This window comes from Myroides gitamensis (assembly GCF_029894455.1).
GTDB lineage: Bacteria > Bacteroidota > Bacteroidia > Flavobacteriales > Flavobacteriaceae > Flavobacterium > Flavobacterium odoratum.
Map to the genome: position 1 here is coordinate 1 of NZ_JARYHN010000001.1, position 21,336 is coordinate 21,336.

General features: G+C 37.6%; 15 protein-coding genes, 2 tRNA genes, 3 rRNA genes and 2 pseudogenes. 18 read left to right on the forward strand and 4 right to left on the reverse strand.

What is annotated here, in order from left to right; genetic code table 11:
- From M2306_RS00005 to M2306_RS00065, 13 genes and pseudogenes are all read left to right on the forward strand, one after another.
- Nucleotides 1-236, forward strand: a 236-nt coding sequence (locus M2306_RS00005) for a hypothetical protein (protein WP_498882714.1), incomplete at its 5' end; no start/stop codon positions are given.
- 486 nt (nucleotides 237-722) lie between these two features.
- Nucleotides 723-2,240: ribosomal RNA gene (locus M2306_RS00010) — 16S ribosomal RNA — on the forward strand.
- Between the two features lie 71 nt (nucleotides 2,241-2,311).
- A tRNA-Ile gene (locus M2306_RS00015) sits at nucleotides 2,312-2,385 on the forward strand.
- A gap of 87 nt (nucleotides 2,386-2,472) precedes the next feature.
- Nucleotides 2,473-2,546: transfer RNA gene (locus tag M2306_RS00020), tRNA-Ala, on the forward strand.
- 122 nt (nucleotides 2,547-2,668) lie between these two features.
- Nucleotides 2,669-5,547 (forward strand): 23S ribosomal RNA (locus M2306_RS00025).
- 116 nt (nucleotides 5,548-5,663) lie between these two features.
- A 5S ribosomal RNA gene (rrf, locus tag M2306_RS00030) occupies nucleotides 5,664-5,773 on the forward strand.
- The 16S, 23S and 5S rRNA genes sit together here with 2 tRNA genes alongside, the layout of an rRNA operon.
- Nucleotides 5,774-6,259: 486 nt before the next feature.
- The gene (locus M2306_RS00035) at nucleotides 6,260-6,733 is read left to right on the forward strand and encodes an Lrp/AsnC family transcriptional regulator (protein WP_002987335.1); all 474 of its coding nucleotides are present in this window, start codon (nucleotides 6,260-6,262) and stop codon (nucleotides 6,731-6,733) included.
- Between the two features lie 2 nt (nucleotides 6,734-6,735).
- A pseudogene (locus M2306_RS00040) lies at nucleotides 6,736-7,762 on the forward strand (EamA family transporter).
- Nucleotides 7,763-8,029: 267 nt separating this feature from the next.
- A complete protein-coding gene (gene rpsA, locus M2306_RS00045) occupies nucleotides 8,030-9,784 on the forward strand; it encodes a 30S ribosomal protein S1 (protein ID WP_002987330.1) in 1,755 nt (584 codons plus the stop codon).
- A gap of 130 nt (nucleotides 9,785-9,914) precedes the next feature.
- Nucleotides 9,915-10,433 carry a GNAT family N-acetyltransferase gene (locus M2306_RS00050; protein ID WP_259189837.1) on the forward strand — a complete coding sequence of 173 codons (519 nt, stop codon included), beginning with the start codon at nucleotides 9,915-9,917 and terminating at the stop codon, nucleotides 10,431-10,433.
- A 212-nt stretch (nucleotides 10,434-10,645) separates the two neighbouring features.
- Nucleotides 10,646-11,452, forward strand: coding sequence for a peptidylprolyl isomerase (locus M2306_RS00055; RefSeq protein ID WP_259189835.1), 807 nt, complete (start codon nucleotides 10,646-10,648; stop codon nucleotides 11,450-11,452).
- Entirely contained in the window at nucleotides 11,452-12,243 is a 792-nt protein-coding gene (locus M2306_RS00060) for a hypothetical protein (protein WP_259189831.1), read from the forward strand. Before M2306_RS00055 ends, M2306_RS00060 begins: the two co-directional genes overlap by 1 nt.
- 113 nt (nucleotides 12,244-12,356) lie before the next feature.
- A complete protein-coding gene (locus tag M2306_RS00065; RefSeq protein WP_115091537.1) occupies nucleotides 12,357-13,445 on the forward strand; it encodes a toxic anion resistance protein in 1,089 nt (362 codons plus the stop codon).
- Between the two features lie 58 nt (nucleotides 13,446-13,503).
- Here M2306_RS00065 and pepT read toward each other — a convergent pair whose 3' ends face one another.
- Entirely contained in the window at nucleotides 13,504-14,751 is a 1,248-nt protein-coding gene (gene pepT / locus M2306_RS00070) for a peptidase T (protein WP_002987321.1), read from the reverse strand.
- A 199-nt stretch (nucleotides 14,752-14,950) separates the two neighbouring features.
- Between pepT and M2306_RS00075 the strand changes: the two genes are divergently transcribed.
- The 3 genes from M2306_RS00075 to M2306_RS00085 are packed head-to-tail and all read left to right on the forward strand — an operon-like array spanning nucleotide 14,951 to nucleotide 17,350.
- Nucleotides 14,951-15,766, forward strand: a complete 816-nt coding sequence (locus tag M2306_RS00075) for an alpha/beta hydrolase family protein (RefSeq protein WP_115091536.1) — start codon at nucleotides 14,951-14,953, stop codon at nucleotides 15,764-15,766.
- Between the two features lie 7 nt (nucleotides 15,767-15,773).
- Nucleotides 15,774-16,337, forward strand: coding sequence for a pseudouridine synthase (locus tag M2306_RS00080; protein WP_115091535.1), 564 nt, complete (start codon nucleotides 15,774-15,776; stop codon nucleotides 16,335-16,337).
- An 11-nt stretch (nucleotides 16,338-16,348) separates the two neighbouring features.
- The gene (locus M2306_RS00085; protein ID WP_115091534.1) at nucleotides 16,349-17,350 is read left to right on the forward strand and encodes a cation diffusion facilitator family transporter; all 1,002 of its coding nucleotides are present in this window, start codon (nucleotides 16,349-16,351) and stop codon (nucleotides 17,348-17,350) included.
- Here M2306_RS00085 and M2306_RS00090 read toward each other — a convergent pair.
- Nucleotides 17,334-18,107 carry an ABC transporter ATP-binding protein gene (locus M2306_RS00090; RefSeq protein ID WP_259189814.1) on the reverse strand — a complete coding sequence of 258 codons (774 nt, stop codon included), beginning with the start codon at nucleotides 18,105-18,107 and terminating at the stop codon, nucleotides 17,334-17,336. The two genes, M2306_RS00085 and M2306_RS00090, sit on opposite strands and share 17 nt — an antisense overlap.
- Before the next feature lie 231 nt (nucleotides 18,108-18,338).
- On the opposite strand from M2306_RS00090, the pseudogene M2306_RS00095 reads away from it, so the two are divergent.
- Together M2306_RS00095 and M2306_RS00100 are read left to right on the forward strand one after the other, a co-directional pair.
- Nucleotides 18,339-19,129, forward strand: a pseudogene (locus M2306_RS00095) (transketolase).
- A 22-nt stretch (nucleotides 19,130-19,151) separates the two neighbouring features.
- Nucleotides 19,152-20,114 carry a transketolase family protein gene (locus M2306_RS00100; protein WP_259189809.1) on the forward strand — a complete coding sequence of 321 codons (963 nt, stop codon included), beginning with the start codon at nucleotides 19,152-19,154 and terminating at the stop codon, nucleotides 20,112-20,114.
- 116 nt (nucleotides 20,115-20,230) lie between these two features.
- On the opposite strand, the gene M2306_RS00105 is transcribed toward M2306_RS00100, so the two are convergent.
- Together M2306_RS00105 and M2306_RS00110 are read right to left on the reverse strand one after the other, a co-directional pair.
- The gene (locus M2306_RS00105; RefSeq protein ID WP_498882908.1) at nucleotides 20,231-20,515 is read right to left on the reverse strand and encodes a hypothetical protein; all 285 of its coding nucleotides are present in this window, start codon (nucleotides 20,513-20,515) and stop codon (nucleotides 20,231-20,233) included.
- On the reverse strand, nucleotides 20,476-21,324 hold the full coding sequence (locus M2306_RS00110) for a hypothetical protein (protein ID WP_498882715.1): 849 nt from the start codon (nucleotides 21,322-21,324) through the stop codon (nucleotides 20,476-20,478). Before M2306_RS00110 ends, M2306_RS00105 begins: the two co-directional genes overlap by 40 nt.
- Nucleotides 21,325-21,336: the final 12 nt, after the last annotated feature.

A 21,336-nucleotide genomic window follows, 5' to 3' on the forward strand; every position in this document is an offset into this window, starting at 1 on the left:
AAAAAATATCTTTCCCCCGTACGGGCACATGGCCATGTGCCCCTATGCTCGAAGCACCTTTTTCAAAAGAAAACTTTCTTTTGCTTGATGCATTTTCCAAAAAAGCCCCTTGCAAAAACGCAAAAAAGCAACATCATCGCTCCACGCGATCCCAAACCATGAAAAAGTCAAAAAAACTTTTAGATGTAACGTGTATGATAATAGCGAGTTGCGACAATTATCGAAAATACTTTTAAAAAAAGGTTGCGTAAAGTTTGGAAGTGGCGAAAAAGGTGCTACTTTTGCATCCGCATTAAACAAGCAGACGTTCATAGAAAAGCAGTAGAAAAGACTTGAGATTAGCTAAAAAATATTTTTAAAAATAAATTTGGATAATCGAAATAAAGAGTCTTATCTTTGCAGTCCGCTTCAGTAAATACTGGGGTTAGCGAAAAGGGATGAAAAAATATTTTTCAAAAAAGTTTTGCTAATTCAAATAAAGTTTTTACTTTTGCACTCGCTTTGGTAAACAAGGGATGACGAAAAGAGGGAAAGAAAAAAATCTAAATTTTTTTTGTCAAATCAAAAAAGTTGTTTACTTTTGCACTCGCTTCGAAATTTAAGTAGAAGAGAGTTTGAAACACGATCATAGACATATTGGACAACAGCATACAAAATAAAGAGAGTAAGGTGATTTTAGGATCACGAATAAACTAGCTAACTTTTTACAATATTAAAAATATACGATGAAGAGTTTGATCCTGGCTCAGGATGAACGCTAGCGGCAGGCCTAACACATGCAAGTCGAGGGGTATAGAGAGCTTGCTTTCTAGAGACCGGCGGATGGGTGAGTAACGCGTATGCAACCTACCTTTTACAGGGGAATAGCCCGGAGAAATTCGGATTAATGCTCCATGGTTTATATGAGTGGCATCATTTATATAATAAAGATTTATCGGTAAAAGATGGGCATGCGTATCATTAGCTAGTTGGTGTGGTAACGGCATACCAAGGCGACGATGATTAGGGGTCCTGAGAGGGAGATCCCCCACACTGGTACTGAGACACGGACCAGACTCCTACGGGAGGCAGCAGTGAGGAATATTGGTCAATGGAGGCAACTCTGAACCAGCCATGCCGCGTGCAGGATGACGGTCCTATGGATTGTAAACTGCTTTTGTACGGGAAGAAATGTAATTACGTGTAATTATTTGACGGTACCGTAAGAATAAGGATCGGCTAACTCCGTGCCAGCAGCCGCGGTAATACGGAGGATCCGAGCGTTATCCGGAATTATTGGGTTTAAAGGGTTCGTAGGCGGTTTAGTAAGTCAGTGGTGAAATCTTATAGCTTAACTATAAAATTGCCGTTGATACTGCTAAACTTGAATAGTATGGAAGTAATTAGAATATGTAGTGTAGCGGTGAAATGCTTAGATATTACATGGAATACCAATTGCGAAGGCAGATTACTACGTACTTATTGACGCTGATGAACGAAAGCGTGGGTAGCGAACAGGATTAGATACCCTGGTAGTCCACGCCGTAAACGATGGATACTAGCTGTTCGGTTTTCGGACTGAGTGGCTAAGCGAAAGTGATAAGTATCCCACCTGGGGAGTACGTTCGCAAGAATGAAACTCAAAGGAATTGACGGGGGCCCGCACAAGCGGTGGAGCATGTGGTTTAATTCGATGATACGCGAGGAACCTTACCAAGGCTTAAATGTAGATTGACAGGTTTAGAGATAGACTTTTCTTCGGACAATTTACAAGGTGCTGCATGGTTGTCGTCAGCTCGTGCCGTGAGGTGTCAGGTTAAGTCCTATAACGAGCGCAACCCCTATTGTTAGTTGCCAGCGGGTCATGCCGGGAACTCTAACAAGACTGCCGGTGCAAACCGTGAGGAAGGTGGGGATGACGTCAAATCATCACGGCTCTTACGTCTTGGGCTACACACGTGCTACAATGGCCAGTACAGAAAGCAGCTACCAGGCAACTGGATGCGAATCTCAAAAACTGGTCTCAGTTCGGATTGGAGTCTGCAACTCGACTCCATGAAGCTGGAATCGCTAGTAATCGGATATCAGCCATGATCCGGTGAATACGTTCCCGGGCCTTGTACACACCGCCCGTCAAGCCATGGAAGCTGGGGGTACCTGAAGTCGGTCGCCGCAAGGAGCTGCCTAGGGTAAAACTGGTAACTAGGGCTAAGTCGTAACAAGGTAGCCGTACCGGAAGGTGCGGCTGGAACACCTCCTTTCTAGAGAAAAAAAGAGGTTGGTTTATTTACTCTCGCTGTTTGTTCAAATAAAAAAAATAAGTAATATACAGAGTCTCGTAGCTCAGCTGGTTAGAGTACTACACTGATAATGTAGGGGTCGGCAGTTCGAGTCTGCCCGGGACTACTAAGTATTACAAAGGAAATTCTAGAGGTTAGTTAAACCGTTGAAAGTTACTGTTGACTGTAAACTGTTAACCTGTAACCTTATAATGGGGGATTAGCTCAGCTGGCTAGAGCGCCTGCCTTGCACGCAGGAGGTCATCGGTTCGACTCCGATATTCTCCACAAGAACGCAAGTTCAAAACGATCATTGACATATTGTAACGACAAATACAGTTAGATAGTAATAGTAATATTATTATTTTAATAAAAATTTATAGAAAGTACGATTCGAAAGAATTGTAAGCACATAAGCAAAATAAGGGCGTATGGGGAATGCCTAGGCTCTCAGAGGCGAAGAAGGACGTGATAAGCTGCGAAAAGCTACGGGGATCGGCACACACGACTTGATCCGTAGATATCCGAATGGGGCAACCCACTATGTTGAAGACATAGTATCCGAATAGGAGGCGAACCTGCTGAACTGAAACATCTAAGTAGGCAGAGGAGAAGAAAACAAAAGTGATTCCGCTAGTAGTGGCGAGCGAACGCGGAATAGCCCAAACCAATGTTGTTACGGCAATATTGGGGTTGTAGGACCACGATATTTCTTGCGGATTGAATTAGAATTACCTGGAAAGGTAAACCGAAGAGGGTGATAGTCCCGTATAAGTAAGAGAAGATAAGGATAGTGGTATCCTGAGTAGGTCGGGGCACGTGAAACCCTGATTGAAACTGGCGGGACCATCCGCTAAGGCTAAATACTCCTGAGAGACCGATAGTGAACCAGTACCGTGAGGGAAAGGTGAAAAGAACCGTGAATAACGGAGTGAAATAGATCCTGAAACCATACGCCTACAAGCGGTCGGAGCCCCTTTGTGGGGTGACGGCGTGCCTTTTGCATAATGAGCCTACGAGTTACCGTTGCTGGCAAGGATAAGTGATTAAGTCATGGATCCGTAGCGAAAGCGAGTCTTAATAGGGCGCTTTAGTCAGTAGTGGTAGACGCGAAACCGTGTGATCTACCCATGGGCAGGTTGAAGTTTAGGTAACACTAAATGGAGGACCGAACCGTTTAACGCTGAAAAGTTTTCGGATGACCTGTGGGTAGGGGTGAAAGGCCAATCAAACTCGGAAATAGCTCGTACTCCCCGAAATGCATTTAGGTGCAGCGATGATCATAGTTACTTAGAGGTAGAGCTACTGATTGGATGCGGGGGCTTCACCGCCTACCAATTCCTGACAAACTCCGAATGCTAATTAATGATAATCATCAGTGAGGGCATGGGTGCTAAGGTCCATGTCCGAGAGGGAAAGAACCCAGACCATCAGCTAAGGTCCCCAAATGTATGCTAAGTTGAAAAAACGCGGTTTGATTGCCCAGACAGCTAGGATGTTGGCTTGGAAGCAGCCATTCATTTAAAGAGTGCGTAACAGCTCACTAGTCGAGCGATCGAGCATGGATAATAATCGGGCATAAGTATACTACCGAAGCTATGGATTTACGTTTTAAACGTGAGTGGTAGGGGAGCATTCTATCGACGTAGAAGCCGTATTGTGAGATATGGTGGAGTTTATAGAAAAGAAAATGTAGGCATAAGTAACGATAAGGGGTGCGAGAAACACCCCCGCCGTAAGACTAAGGTTTCCTGAGCTATGCTAATCAGCTTAGGGTTAGTCGGGACCTAAGGCAGACCCGAAGGGGGACGTCGATGGCCAACGGGTTAATATTCCCGTACTACTAATAATTGTGATGGAGTGACACAGTGATGAAAGCACCGCGAACTGACGGAATAGTTCGTTGAAGCACGTACCTATATTCCCTATAGTAAAATGCGTAGGGGATGGAGAAATGCGATAGTACTCAGCGTTTTCGAACAACGAGATAGTGTGCCTAAGGGCTGTCAAGAAAAGCTTCTAAACTTAGATTATTAGTACCCGTACCGTAAACCGACACAGGTAGTCGAGGAGAGTATCCTAAGGCGCTCGAGAGATTCATGGCTAAGGAACTAGGCAAAATAGACCTGTAACTTCGGGAGAAAGGTCGCCAGCGCAAGCTGGCCGCAGTGAAAAGGTCCAGGCGACTGTTTATCAAAAACACAGGGCTCTGCAAAATCGTAAGATGAAGTATAGGGCCTGACACCTGCCCGGTGCTGGAAGGTTAAGAGGAGATGTTATCTTCGGAGAAGCATTGAATTGAAGCCCCAGTAAACGGCGGCCGTAACTATAACGGTCCTAAGGTAGCGAAATTCCTTGTCGGGTAAGTTCCGACCTGCACGAATGGTGTAACGATCTGGACACTGTCTCAGCCATGAGCTCGGTGAAATTGTAGTATCGGTGAAGATGCCGATTACCCGCAGTGGGACGAAAAGACCCTGTGCACCTTTACTATAGCTTAGTATTGTTCTTGGATAAGTGATGTGTAGGATAGGTGGGAGACTTCGATCCTGCGTCGCCAGGCGTAGGTTAGTCATTGTTGAAATACCACCCTTTGCTTATTTGAGATCTAACTCTGCACTGCAGAGGACATTGCTTGGTGGGTAGTTTGACTGGGGTGGTCGCCTCCAAAAGAGTAACGGAGGCTTCTAAAGGTTCCCTCAGCACGCTTGGTAACCGTGCGTAGAGTGCAATGGCATAAGGGAGCTTGACTGGGAGACTAACAAGTCGATCAGGTACGAAAGTAGAGCATAGTGATCCGGTGGTTCCGCATGGAAGGGCCATCGCTCAAAGGATAAAAGGTACGCCGGGGATAACAGGCTGATCTCCCCCAAGAGCTCATATCGACGGGGGGGTTTGGCACCTCGATGTCGGCTCGTCACATCCTGGGGCTGGAGAAGGTCCCAAGGGTTGGGCTGTTCGCCCATTAAAGTGGCACGCGAGCTGGGTTCAGAACGTCGTGAGACAGTTCGGTCTCTATCTACTGTGGGCGTTAGAAATTTGAGTGGATCTGATTCTAGTACGAGAGGACCGAATTGGACCAACCTCTAGTGCATCTGTTGTCTCGCCAGGGGCATCGCAGAGTAGCTACGTTGGGCAGGGATAAGCGCTGAAAGCATATAAGTGCGAAACCCACCACAAGATGAGATTTCTTTAAAGAGCCGTTGAAGATGACAACGTTGATAGGCTATAGATGTAAAGGCAGTAATGTCATAGTCAAGTAGTACTAATAGCTCGTAAGCTTATGTGTACTCCCTCTACTAATAAGTAGAGGGAGGGCAACTTTCTAAAATGAAATAAGTATTTGTTACGTTATAATATACCGAATTAGTTATAGGATCCGAGAGGAATTTATAACAACCGCTTTAGGGTGGTTATTGCGGCGGGGCTCACCTCTTCCCATTTCGAACAGAGAAGTTAAGCCCGCTAGCGCAGATGGTACTGCCACATGGTGGGAGAGTATGTCGTCGCCCTTCTTTTGAAAAGCCTGATTACGTAAGTAGTCAGGCTTTTTTGTTTTATACCGGTTTGGAAAGACGTAGGGGCCAATGGCAATTGGCCTTCTTACATGATATATATTGTATCACAGTAAAATATCGTGATGAAACGCTGCACCGTAAGGGCCAATGGCAATTGGCCTTCTTACATGATACATATCGTATCGCAGTAAAATATCCTTATAAACGCTGCACCACAAAAAAACACAAAAAAGCAAAACAACAAAAAAGCATTCCTCAAAAACGCTTTATCTTCTATTTATTCCTTACAATTTAGCCCTTGAAACACATTATTATCAAATGTGTTTTTTTTATTTAATTTTTTTGCATTATTCGTAATTTCTGATTTTTACTCAGAATTATTTTGTTTACAAATATTTAACTACCGAATAATATTCATTAAATGATAAATATTTCCGTATATTATTCTTTTGTATTATCTTTGCACTGTAAAACTAGAAAACGATGGAATATAAGTTAGATGAAATTGATTTGAAGATCTTGCGTATGATGCAAGACAATGCGAGAATCAATAATTCTGAATTAGCTCGTGAGCTTGGAATGGCTCCTTCAGCTGTATTAGAACGCGTGAAGAAACTGGAGCATAAAGACGCTATTGTAGCGTATCATGCAAGAGTTAATCCGAATGCGATTAATCAGAAGATGCTTTCTTTTATCTTTATTAAGGTAGATGAAATTATTGGAGATGAGAATACAGGTAGAGCACTAGCTGAAATTCCAGAAGTACTAGAAGTACATGATATAGCGGGTGATGACGGTTATATCGTAAAAGTAAGAACATCGGATTCGATTGCCCTTGTAAATTTAATGCGTAATTCTTTGTCTAAGATTGACGGAATTATTTCAACAAGAACAATCATCGTGTTACAAACAGTAAAAGAAGATAATAAATTAATAATTCCAGACACATTAGAATAGTTATGAAAGCAGTAGCTACAAATCAAACGAATAATAAAGTAGTATTAGGTGCCTATTTAGTAGTGTACTTCGTATGGGGATCTACTTTCTTTTTTATTCATAAAGCATTGAGTGATTTCACACCCTTTGTTTTAGGATCTTTGCGCTTTTTTGCTGCCAGCATGATTTTGTTGACCTATTGTAAAATGCGCGGGTATAAGATCTTTAATAAACAGGTCGTAAAGCAAGCGTGCATTACTGGATTTTTGTTGCTTTTCATTGATATGGGGAGCCTTAATTTGGGCAGAGCAACACGTATCAAGTGGTATTGCAGCTATTATGGCCGCAGCAGCAGCCTTATGGTTCATCATTTTAGATAAACCACAATGGAAACACAACTTCTCAAGCTTACCTATTATATTAGGTTTGATTCTTGGATTCGTTGGTGTAATCATGTTATTTGCTGAGCAAATTACGATTGCAGGAGATGAAAGTCAACGTTTATTGAATATCTTCTGTATGGTATTGTTGATTTTAGGATCAATTGCTTGGACAGTAGGATCGTTGTATTCTAAATATTCAAAAGCGAAAAACGAGAATAAAGGTGAGGATTTACACGTGATGGTAAAAACATCATGGCAAATGATTACTGCAGGTGTTCTATTTACTGTGGTTGCTTTATTAAATGGTGAATATGCTCAATTTGATGTATATGAGATTTCAGCTTCAGGATGGTTTTCTTTGGTGTATTTAATCACTTTCGGATCAATCCTAGCTTTTGGATCTTACATTTGGTTGATTCAGAATAGACCTGTAACAGAAGTGAGTACATACGCTTATGTAAACCCTGTGGTTGCTGTAGCTTTAAGTTACTTCTTTACAGATGACATTATTACAAGCCTTCAAATTGGAGGATTGGTAGTTGTATTGTTAAGTGTTGGTTTAATGAATTGGGACCTTTATAAGGGGAGTAAAATCTTTAAAAAAGTATTTTCAAAAAAACGTTCATTAGATGCACGTGACGAAGAACAACTAAATATGAGTAATTAATTCTTTTTTCATTATTATAAAATTGATTGAAGCTAACGGAGTAATTCGTTAGCTTTTTCTTTATCTAATACTTTCAAGTAGAGTTATTTGATTTGAAAATTTGTAGAAAATTATTTTTTACAATTAAAAAATGTTGTACTTTTGCACAGCTTTTAGATCAGCGCTGTTTCACTAAAAGTCAAAGAGTTATAAATGTAAAACCACTTCTGTTCTTTATCGCTGAATAACGAAACTAGATAACACAGGATACAAATTTATTATCAGCACATGTCTGAAAACATTAAAACACAGGAAGAATTTTTAAATGATTTTAACTGGGATAACTATGAAAATGGTATCGATGCAGTTGATGCAGCTCAATTAAAAGAATTTGAAAGCTTAGTAGACAAAACTTTTATTTCTACAGACGACGAGGAAGTAGTTGAGGGAGTTGTAGTGAGAATTACTGACAGAGACGCTATTGTAGATATCAATGCTAAGTCTGAAGGTGTTATTTCATTAAACGAATTCCGTTACAATCCAAACTTAAAAGTAGGTGATAAAGTTGAAGTATTAATCGACGTTAGAGAAGATAAATACGGACAATTAGTATTATCTCACAGAAAAGCTCGTACAATCAAAGCTTGGGATAGAGTTATTGCTGCTCATGAGTCAGGAGAAATCGTTAATGGTTTCGTGAAATGTAGAACTAAAGGTGGTATGATCGTTGACGTATTCGGAATCGAAGCATTCTTACCAGGTTCTCAAATCGATGTTAAGCCTATCCGTGATTACGATCAATACGTAAACAAAACAATGGAATTCAAAGTAGTTAAAATTAACCACGAATTCAAAAACGTTGTTGTATCTCACAAAGCGCTTATCGAAGCAGATATCGAAGTACAGAAAAAAGAAATTATCGGTCAATTACAAAAAGGTCAAGTGTTAGAAGGTGTTGTTAAAAACATTACTTCTTACGGAGTATTCATTGACTTAGGAGGTGTTGACGGATTAATCCATATTACAGATTTATCTTGGTCAAGAATCAACCACCCAAGCGAGGTGTTAGAGTTAGATCAAAAATTAAATGTTGTAATTTTAGATTTCGACGACGAGAAAACAAGAATCCAATTAGGTTTAAAACAACTTTACGCTCACCCTTGGGATGCTTTAGATGCTAACTTAAACGTTGGTGACAAAGTAAAAGGAAAAGTAGTTGTTTTAGCTGATTACGGTGCTTTCATCGAAGTTGCTGAAGGTGTTGAAGGTTTAATCCACGTTTCTGAAATGTCTTGGTCTACTCACTTAAGATCAGCTCAAGATTTCGTAAAAGTTGGAGACGAAGTAGAGGCAGTTATCTTAACTCTTGATAGAGAAGAAAGAAAAATGTCTTTAGGTATTAAACAATTATCACAAGATCCTTGGACTGATATCACTGCTAAATATCCTGTAGGATCTAAGCATTCAGGTATCGTTCGTAACTTTACTAACTTTGGTGTATTCGTAGAATTAGAAGAAGGAATTGATGGATTAATTTACATCTCTGACTTATCTTGGACTAAGAAAATCAAACACCCATCTGAGTTTGTAAACGTAGGTGATAAATTAGATGTTGTTGTATTAGAGTTAGACGTTGAAGGACGTAAATTATCTTTAGGACACAAACAAACAACAGCTAACCCATGGGATAAATACGAAGATGCTTATGCAGTAGGTACTATCCACAATGGTGAAATCTCTGAATTAGTTGACAAAGGTGCTACAGTAGTTTTCGAAGAAGACGTAGTAGCTTTCATTCCAACTCGTCACTTAGAAAAAGAAGACGGGAAGAAATTGAAAAAAGGTGATGCTGCTGAGTTCAAAATCATCGAGTTCAACAAAGAATTCAAAAGAGTTGTAGCTTCTCATACTTCTATCTTCCGTGAAGAAGAAGAGAAAAATGTGAAAACAGCTGAAACTTCAGTAAACACTGCAGAAAAAACAACTTTAGGAGATATCGACGCTCTTGCTGAGTTGAAAGAAAGAATGGAAAAAGGAAACTAATCCTTCTATCTATACCAATTAAAAGCCCTAACCCTTTGGTTAGGGCTTTTTTTGTGGCTTTTTAATGCTTTATTTTTGATAGAGGGGGTTATCTTTGAGGAATTTGAAAAAGTATATAAGAAGCGAAGCTATGATTGAACTTAAACCTTTGCGTAAAGAAGATGTGACCCCTTTTTATTCCTGGCTAAATGAGGAAGATGTAATTAAGTATTCAATGAGTGTTTTTCAACGCTTGTCTTCGAAAGAGGAAATAAAGCAATGGTTTAACCACTTGTTTGAAGAACAAAATACTTATAATATTGGGATTTACTTGTCTGCTACAAATGAACTCGTCGGATACGCAGGCATTAGTGGAATTTCAACAATGAATAAAAGTGGAGAATACTTTATTTTTATTGGAGATAAAAAACAATGGGGAAAGGGAATTGGTACTCAAGTAACACAACAAGTGGTAGCCTATGGCTTTGAGCAGCTACAGTTAAACCGTATTATGCTTACAGTATCTCAACCAAATATAGGGGGAGTAAAAGCCTATGAAAAGGCTGGATTTATCGTGGAGGGGATATTAAAAGAAGCGTGTTATCGCGACGGTGTTTTTCACGATAAAATAGTTATGGCTATGCTGCGTTCATCTTATCAAACAAAATAACAGATTCTCCTTGAGGGAACTTATAGTGAGTGTGGAATACGCCTGTATATAAAGAAGGATTAGGCTGTAAAAACGCGATAATTAAGCGTTTTTTTTATGTTATTCAATGATTTAAAATTATATTTGATACTTGTTATTTTAACTTTTATTAATAAGGTTTATTGTGAATAGAAGACTTTTTTATTTTCTATTTGCTGGAAATTGTAAATTGTATGGGAAGATATACAGATAGAAGCCGGTTGTGGGAATTATCTCAAACTTTTTCTTTATTCGTCGTGTTGGTTGTTTGTTCGTTATTTACTTATGGGGCTTTTGCTCCCTTAGTAATTCTTATTGCCGCCTCTCGCGTGTCCTACACTTCTTGGGTGATGAAATCACTCGTTGTATTAGCTATTCATATTTTGGTTATGATTGTACTACTCTTTTTGAGTTCTTCCTCTGAGAACACAATAGATAATATAATGAATGCCGTTTTCCTAATGTTTGGAAGCACTTATGTCTTTGTTGTTTTTATGTCCTTCTATATTCGAGAATATTTAGAGCGATTGGATTTGAAACAATATATGAAGCTAGAAGCAGATGTTTCCTACAGTTATCGCGAAATGAAAGACAGTATTTTGAAATTACAAACAAATGAACCCGATGAAAAGGATGTTTTCTCGGCTATGTTAGCAGGGTTTCGAACGAAAATATCAGATGTAACCATGCAAGAGGATTTGCAAGAAATGGAACATTTAGCGAGCTTAATCGTAGAAAAGGAGGAAGAAAGAAGTAAGCTCTTCTTTCTTAAACATTCGTCCGCTTTGGAGAGTATTTTAAAGCAGTATGTCGAACTACAAGACTTGCCTTTAGTTGACCCAGAAACGGAAAAATTTAAAGCGAGACTTAGAGAAGTGATTGCATTAGCAAAAACAGCATTTGAAAACGAACTAATAGGAATGTTTGATGTAGAGGTGATGTCGATGACAAGTGAAGCAGATTTCTATAAAAATTATGTACAAGCTAAAGGATTAATATAATGGGGTGGCTAACTGAAAAAAATATCATCTGGGAAATAAAAAAAGGAAGTATACTTTTAGGGTGTTTAATCGTTCCTGTTTTTCTGCCTTTTGGTATTTGGTATATGGGAAAACAAGCGAAAATGGCCAAAATGATGGAAGGATTAAGAGGTGTTGGTATTTTATTTGGCCTTAATCTTTTAAATTGGATTGTGATAGGCATCATGATTAAAGCTTCAATTGGTTTTAATGATAATTTCCATATGGTTCTAAGTATGTTGTTGTTTGGCAGTTTTCTCTTTTATTCGGTGATTTTACTAGGTGCAAATACAAGAGAATTCTTGCAACGAGAACATTTAAAAGAGTTTATGGAGTTGGACTGGGAGGAATATGATTATGTTACACTCATTCGAAGTAAGGAAATACGCGAAGTGACAACCTTACTTGATTTTGTCGAAGAATTAAAACGTTGGGATATCGCTATTTTAGATGAAAAAGTATCCAGTCAAATTGTCGATTTAGTTGCTTTGTTGACGAAGATTAACAGTCTTAAAGAAGGACAAACAGCTTTGTTTATTGAGCGACATGTTTTTTCCTTGACTAGTTTGTTGAGACAATTTCACCAAGTTGAATTGAGTAAATTGGAAGGAAATTCAATTCATCGCGTAAAGGAAAAGTTAAGACAAACACTAGATATTGCTTTGAGTGCAATTCGACAAGAGGTGTTGGATGAAATGAAACAGCAAAATCGCGTAGCAGAAGTAGAAGCAGACGTTTATTTAGCGTCTTTGCGCAACGATGGTTTACTTTAAGAGCTAGAGGATGCAATCGGAATTTTAGTATCGACAACGAGAAAAAAAAGAAAATAACACTAGATGATAATTTGTTAACGCTTATAAAAACTAGAGAAATCTAGCGCTACACTATGGAAAAAGATATTCAACAAATGCGCGCTGAAAATGCAGTGTCTGAAGTTAAAGTAGAATTTACACCAGAGGAATTAACGAAAATCGATAACTATAAAAAGAGTATTGATTTAACGAATACGACCCAAGTGATTCAATATGGATCTAGTAGTCAATTAAAAGCGAGTTCTTTCGCTACTGAGATTTTAAAACAAGTACAAACGAGGGATTTGGGAGAAACGTCAGGAATATTAGTTTCTTTGCGCGAAGAGGTAAAATCTTTTGAAGGAATTGCAAATAAGAAAAGTTTTTTTCCTTTTTTGGATACGTTAAAGAAAAAAATAGCGCGTTTACAAGCGCAATATAGCAAAGTTGAAACTAATATTAATGGGATAGAGTTGCAGCTAGAGCGTCATTATAAGTTAATGATGAAAGATGTTGCGATGTTTGATAAACTCTTTGATGAGAATAAAAATTACTTCAAAGAGTTGTCCTTGTATATTGCTGCAGGAGACGAGAAATTACAGGAACTAAATACGATCGAATTGCCAAGAGCGAAGGCTGAAGTTGAGCAAGAACAAGATCCTGCAAAAATTCAGGCGTATAAAGATTTGGAACAACAAGTGATTCGCTTCGATCGAAAAGTACACGATTTGAAATTAACACGCATGATTATCTTGCAATCTTCTCCACAGATTCGAATGGTGCAGAATAACAGCTTAATGTTGATGGAAAAACTGCAATCAAGTATTGTTAATACTATTCCTTTGTGGAAAAATCAGATGATTTTGACCTTGGGAATTGCACGATCACAACAAGCATTAAGCGCTCAACAAGCTATAACTGATGCAACAAATGAATTGTTGACTAGAAATAGCGAAATGTTGAAAGATTCAACGGTTAAAATTGCAAAAGAAACGGAACGAGGAATTGTAGATATTGAAACAATTCGCAAAGTAAATGCGGATATTATTAGTACGATAGATGAAATTGTTCGCATTCAAGAAGAAGGAAAAGGAAAACGAAGAGCAGTTGAAATCGAATTAATTGAACAAGAAAATGAATTAAAGAAACACTTGATAGGAAACGCTACAGCAACTAGCAAGTAAAAAAATGAAATAAAAAAAGGAGATTCATCTGAATCTCCTTTTTTGTATGTGTGCTATATTATTTAGCTGCATTAGTAGCTGTTAGCTCAGCAATCTTAACGATTACTTCTGTAGCTTTTACCATGCTTTCTACAGGTACATATTCATACTTCCCGTGGAAGTTATGTCCACCTGCAAAAATATTAGGACATGGTAATCCCATATAAGATAATTGAGATCCATCAGTTCCACCGCGAATTGCTTTGATAAGAGGCTTAATACCTAAATCTTTCATCGCTTGTTCTGCTGTATCCACAATATGCATTACAGGTTCTACTTTTTGTTTCATGTTGAAGTATTGATCTCCAATCTCACAAGAAACAATAGGTCCACCGAATTTTTTGTTGTGTTTTTTGTTGAATTTCTTCGCTAACTTGTCAATAAATACTTTGCGTTGCTCGTATTTTTTCAAGTTATGATCGCGGATAATCAACTCAACTACTGATTCTTCGATACTACCGCTTACTGTGTGTACGTGGAAGAACCCTTCGTATCCTGTTGTTTTTTGAGGAACCTCGTCTTTTGGTAATTTGTTGATGAATTTATTTGCTAAAAGAATAGAGTTAATCATTTTTCCTTTTGCATATCCAGGGTGAACACTCTTACCAGAGAACGTCAATTTAGCATATCCTGCATTGAAGTTTTCGTATTCTAATTCTCCAATTTGACTTCCATCCATTGTGTAAGCCCATTCAGCACCGAATTTCTTTACATCAAATAAATGTGCTCCACGTCCGATTTCTTCATCCGGTGTAAATCCAATTCGAATTTTTCCGTGTTTGATTTCTGGATGTTGTACCAAATACTCCATCGCTGAAACAATTTCTGTAATTCCAGCTTTGTCATCTGCTCCTAATAAAGTAGTTCCGTCAGTAGTGATTAACGTTTGACCTTTATATTGTAATAGATCTTTAAAGTATGAAGGTGATAAAACAATGTTCAGTTCTTTGTTTAAAACGATATCCCCACCATCGTAGTTAGTTACAATTTGCGGTTTTACATTTGCACCAGAAAAATCAGGTGAAGTGTCAAAGTGCGCAATAAAACCAATAGTAGGTACTTCGTGCTCTACATTGCTTGGCAAAGTAGCCATCACATATGCGTTTTCATCTATTGTTACGTCTTCTAGACCAATTTGTTTTAGTTCTTCAACTAATTTGTTTGCTAAATCCCATTGCTTTTCAGTACTTGGGCAGGTTTGAGAAGAAGGATCAGACTCAGTATCAACAGTTACATAACTGATGAAACGATCAATAATATGTTGCATAGTATTAAATTTTATATCTAACAAAAGTATGAATTTATTAAATGATAGCCTTATAATGTCTCAGCTTTTTCTCTTGAACAAGAAGAAAGGGAACTGAAAAATATTAGAATATCATTAGTATGCCTTTTTTTGAAAGCTTGCAATTATTTGAAAGGAAGTATTGTTGTATCTTTGATTTTTATTTAAAATATCGCCGCAAATGAAATATTTACTTTGTTTATTTACTTTGTTGATTGTGAATCTAGTGGGAGCTGTAAATCCGATAAAGGAATATGTAGATGATCCCGTAAATTCAAATTTTAAATATGAAGAGGTTCGCATTAAAACCCCTGATGGGTACGCGTTAAATACGTGGATCTTATATGCGAAGGAAGAGAAAAAACTAAATCGAACGTTGGTTTTAGCTTATGGTGATACGGGAAATATGTCCTATTGGTTGAGACAAGTCATAGAAGTAGTCAACCAAGGTTATCATGTAGTACTGTTTGACTATCGTGGATTTGGCGAAAGTGATGCCTTTCCTTTAGAGGAAGATCAGTTGTACTACGACGAATTTGCAACGGATTTACAAGCAGTTGTTGCTTATACAAAAAATAAGTTTCAAACTAAGATAGGCGTTTGGGCTTTGTCTACAGGAACTCTTGCTGCTGTACTTGCCTATGATGTTGAACCCTATGATTATTTGATAGCAGATGGATTTATGGTAAGCCCCAAAGCGATTGTTGCCAAATTAGATGGATTTTTAGAGAAAGAAATAAAATTACCTGAACAAGCGCGAGATTATGATAAAGCACTTACGCGTTTATCAATTCCTGTATTGTTTTTTGCGGGAGATCGCGATGGCTTGACAACCGTACACGAGAGCAATCGTGTGAAACCTTTGAATGTTAAAAGTCAGGTGGTTATTTTTAAAGGAGGGCATTTACAAGGTTTTCAAGCCATGACAAACACGTATCACGGACAGGGATACATCGAAGCAATTAATTCTTTTTACGATAAAACTTTTGAAAAGTAATATAATAATGGAACACAGACATTTTCTCCTGTATAAGCCTCATGGATATATCAGCCAATTTATTTACGAGAAAAAGAGAACAAAAAAGAAACTAGGAGAATTATTTGATTTCCCAGAAGGTACTATGGCCATTGGACGTTTAGATGAAAATTCAGAAGGGTTGCTGTTGTTGACCACGGATGGAATGACAAGTGAGCGTGTGCGTGGTGAAAAATATGAAAAAGAATACTATGCTCAAGTTGATGGCCAAATTACAGATGAAGCAATTGATATATTGCGAAAAGGAGTGGAAATTGGTGTCAAAGGGGAAAAGTATGTTACAAAAGAGTGTGAAGTAGAAGGTCTGTCAGCAGTGCCTAATTGGATTGGTGTAGGACGAAGAATACGCGATGAAAGACATGGGCCAACAAGTTGGATACGTATCGTATTAACAGAAGGAAAGTTTAGGCAAGTCCGAAAAATGACAGCGAGTGTTGGATTTCCTACTTTGCGATTAGTTCGCGTTCGAATCGGAGATATTACATTAGAAGGATTACAAGTAGGGGAAGTAAAAGAAGTTTCAAGAGTATAAATACAAGTTGTATGAGTAGTAAAGCAAATGAGAATTACCAATTTCAGAAAATAATAGCAATTGTAGGGGTACTCTTGTTTATTATCAAGCTAGTTGCCTGGTATATGACTCGATCTGTAGCGATTTTTACAGATGCTTTGGAAAGTGTAGTGAATGTGATTAGTGGTTTTATCGGTTTATATAGCTTATATCTTTCGGCACAACCTCGAGATCGAAATCACCCTTATGGACATGGTAAAGTGGAATTTATTTCCGCAACAATCGAGGGAGGGCTGATTATTATGGCAGGTATTGCTATTATTTTTGAAGCCGTACGCAATTTGATTAATCCTCAGCCTATTGGACAATTGGATTACGGAATTTATTTGGTTGCCATTACTGCAATTGTGAATTTTATTTTAGGTTGGTATGCCATTAAAAAAGGAAAAACAAATAAATCGCTAGCTTTAGTTGCTAGTGGAAAACATTTGCAATCTGATACCTATTCCACCTTAGGAATTATTATCGGTTTATTGTTGCTGTATTTTACTAATTTACACTGGCTGGATGGAGCGGTTGCTTTAGTTTTTGCCTTTATCATTATTATAACAGGATATAAAATTGTTCGTGGTGCTGTTTCAGGTATTATGGATGAAACAGATGAGGCTTTACTGGAGGAGGTTGTAGCATATTTAGAACACAATAGAAAAGAAAATTGGATTGATTTGCACAATATGCGTATCATTAAATATGGAAGTGTTTTGCATTTTGATTGCCACATGACTGTCCCTTGGTATTTTACAATTGTAGAAGGGCACAAGGAAGTAGAATTGTTAGAAAAGGAAATAAGTGAACACTTTGGTGATGATTTAGAACTCTTTGTTCATATGGATGATTGTAAGACATTTTCGTGTAGTATATGCAGCAAACAAGATTGTCCATTTAGAAAAGAACCTTTTGTCAAACAAATTAAGTGGACAATAGAAAACGTTTCAAAAAATAAACGACATACTTGTACTACAGAGCAAGAGTAAAGCGCTTTGTGTATCTGTCAAATTGGAGAATGTCATCTTCAAAAAAATGATCAAAAACACCATTGGAAATTAAGTTTTCAATGGTGTTTTGCGTATAACCATGAGATTGAAGTACAATTGCTTCGTCAGCAAATTGAAGCGCTAGTTCAATATCGTGACTAGAGAAGAGAATGGTTTTATTTTCTTGTTGTGTGAGCTGTTGCAATAATTGGTATAGCTTCACTTTGTGATTCAAGTCCAAATGGCTTGCAGGTTCATCTAAGATAATCAAAGGTGTATTTTGAGCCAGTGCTCGTGCAATGAAAACACGTTGTAATTGTCCATCACTTAAATTCAGTAAAGGTTGCTGAATGAAAGCAGATATAGCAGTAAGGTCAATTGCTTTTTCAATCCAATAAGTATCTTCTTTAGTGGGAGTAGATTTCCAGTCGATATAGGGAATTCTACTAATTTGCAAGACTTCTAAAGCACTTAAATTAGAATGGGGAATAGGATCGGTTAAAACAACGCTGATTTCTTTGGCGCGTTCAGCTGCAGAATACGAAGTGAAATCTCGCCCATTTAACGTAATCATGCCTTGCAAAGGTTGGAGATGTCCCGTTAGAGTTCGAATCAAGGTTGATTTGCCAATACCATTGATGCCGAGCAAAGTAGTTAAAGTTCGAGGCTTTAGCTGAATATTGAGCTCTTTTTGAATGGGGGGTGTTGGTTTTTTTCCTTGGGAGTATCCAATCGTTAAGTCCTTCGTTTGTAGCATGATATTCTTATTTTAGGGCGAGGTACAAACTTACTACAAACTTTTTTACTGCTAGTGAATTACAAGGTAAAAAGAAAGACTTTCATCGGTAGATTCGTTTGATTATAATATAGAGTACAGTAAATAAGTTTTATATTTGTTGCGTAATAAATTTAGATTGTCGAAATAATGAAACCGAACACACAACAACTAACGGAGTTAACTACACAAGTAAGAAGAGATATTCTTAGAATGGTACATGCGGTGAATTCTGGGCATCCAGGAGGTTCATTAGGGTGTGCTGAATACCTAGTGTCTTTGTATCAAGCAATCATGGACCGCAAGGAAACATTCACAATGGATGGAGAAGGCGAAGATCTTTTCTTCTTATCGAATGGACATATTTCTCCAGTATATTTTATAGTGTATTAGCACGTAGTGGATATTTTCCAGTAGCAGAATTAGCTACGTTTAGAAAGTTAAATACTAGATTGCAAGGGCATCCTTGTACACATGATAAACTACCAGGTGTACGTATGGCTTCAGGATCTTTAGGACAAGGATTGTCTGTGGGAATTGGAGCAGCTCAAACGAAAAAATTAAATAAAGACGAGCATTTAGTTTATGTACTCTTAGGGGATGGTGAACTTCAAGAAGGTCAAAATTGGGAAGCGATGATGTATGCTTCTGCTAATAAAATCGATAACTTAATTGCAACAGTTGATTTAAACGGCAAACAAATTGACGGGCCAACAGAAGATGTATTAAATTTAGGTTCTATGAAAGCTAAGTTTGAAGCATTTGATTGGACTGTAATCGAAATCAAAGAAGGAAATTCAATTGATGCTATTCTAAAAGGATACGAACAAGCAAAAGCTTTGACTAAACAAGGAAAACCAGTTTGTGTGTTGTTACATACAGAAATGGGGAATGGGGTTGATTTTATGATGGGAACACATGCTTGGCATGGAAAAGCTCCTAACGATGCACAGTTAGAAGAAGCTTTAAAACAAAATCCAGAAACTTCATTTGGAGATTATTAATCTAGTTGACTTTAGAATTATCATGAAAAAATATACGAATACAGGAAGTAAAGATACGCGTTCAGGTTTTGGAGCTGGACTTACAGAATTAGGACAAAAAAACGAAAACGTAGTTGCCTTATGTGCAGATTTGATCGGATCGTTGAAAATGGACGATTTTAAGAAGAATCACCCAGAGCGTTTCTTTCAAGTGGGAATTGCAGAAGCAAATATGATTGGAATTGCAGCAGGGATGACAATTGGTGGAAAAATTCCTTTTACAGGAACATTTGCTAACTTTTCAACAGGACGTGTGTATGATCAAATTCGTCAATCTGTAGCATACTCGGAGAAAAATGTAAAAATTTGTGCTTCACACGCAGGATTAACGTTAGGAGAAGATGGAGCTACACACCAAATCTTAGAAGATATTGGATTAATGAAAATGTTGCCAGGAATGACTGTAATTAATACATGTGATTACAATCAAACAAAAGCAGCTACTTTGGCTATTGCTGAACATGATGGACCTGTGTATTTGCGTTTTGGTCGCCCGGTAGTGCCTAACTTTATGCCAGCGGACGAAAAGTTTGAAATTGGTAAAGCGGTTCTTTTACAAGAAGGAAAAGATGTTACAATTGTTGCAACTGGACATTTAGTATGGGAAGCTTTATTAGCAGCAGAAACATTAGCAGCAAAAGGAATTACAGCAGAAGTAATCAATATTCACACTATTAAACCGTTAGACGAAGAGGCTATTTTGCGTTCTGTTGCTAAAACAGGATGTATTGTAACAGCTGAAGAACATAACTTCTTAGGAGGGTTAGGTGAAAGTGTTGCTAGAGTTTTAGCTTTAAATAATCCATTACCACAAGAATTTGTTGCTGTACAAGACACTTTTGGTGAATCAGGTACTCCTGATGAATTAATGGAGAAATATGGTCTAAAAGCGGCTAATATTGTAGAGAAAGCAGAAACTGTTATCAATAGAAAATTCAAAAGATAATATACACAGTTGATATAAATAAAAAAGAGATGGTTTACCATCTCTTTTTTTATTTCTAGTAATAAGTACAAATAAAAAAAGCAGTTAATTTATTAACTGCTTTTTTAAAATATTTTTTATTTGCTAGGCCAAACCCATTCGCCGTCTACCATAAATGGTTTACACTTGCTATCTAAGTAGCGAGGGGTATCTGAACATGTTTTTAATTCAGGAGCATCATAACTATAATGCTTAATTTTACCATTAGCATCTTTATATTGTAATTCTATTCTAGTAGGAACTCCATCACCATCATCGTCAATATCTAAAAAGTTAGGAACACCGTCTGCACTAGTATCTAACTCAAAGTAATCGTGAATCGTTAATTCAGTACCAATTTTTTCTGTTTTTTTACTTCGAATTTAGAAGGAATGCCATCTAAATCATGATCTCTTTCAAATGCACTTATTAAAGTCAAATCAGCGATGTAAGGTTGATATGCTTTTAACGTTGAATATCCAGAATTAAACTGACCTAATCCTGAAGGAATGAAGGCAATAATACGCCCAGCAGTAGTTTCGTCAAAAGAGATTGTACCATCTGGGTTAATTCCAGAGTTTAAAGCGGTTTTGATAAAACGCAGCATTTGACGTTCTCCTGTATATATACGTAGTGGAGAGGGTACCGTTCCTTTTAATTCAGCCACTGTGTGTGGGAATGAATAAAAACCACCGATAAAAGGATGATTGATTGAAGCTATGTTTTCATTTTTTAATGTAAAGTTAGTTCGCTTTACAAATATTGAATCGACTGGTGAACTTTTCTTTCCTTCTCCTTCATTAAGTACAAGGTAGTACATTTTGTATTTTACAGTATCCGCAGATTTAGCATATTTAAAAATAGTTTTTGTACGGTCATAAGGATCTGGTAATGTATAAGCAGTATAATCATCATTGTTCATCATGATAGATTTCAAACGGCTATCTTCAAAAATAGTAGGTTGATTTTTGTAATTAGCACTTGTTATACTATCAAAAGAAATGACACCATTGCGTTCAATCATGTAATTGTTTTTCAAATACTTTTCGATTGAAGTAATGTTTTCTGTATAAACTTCTTTGGAATCTCTAGGCGGTACAAGAGGTAAGCCTCCAGAATCATCACTCTTATTACAGTTAGATACTGTAAAAGCGATTGTTAGGATACCTAAAATAGAAAATAGTCTATTCATTATTTTTGAGTT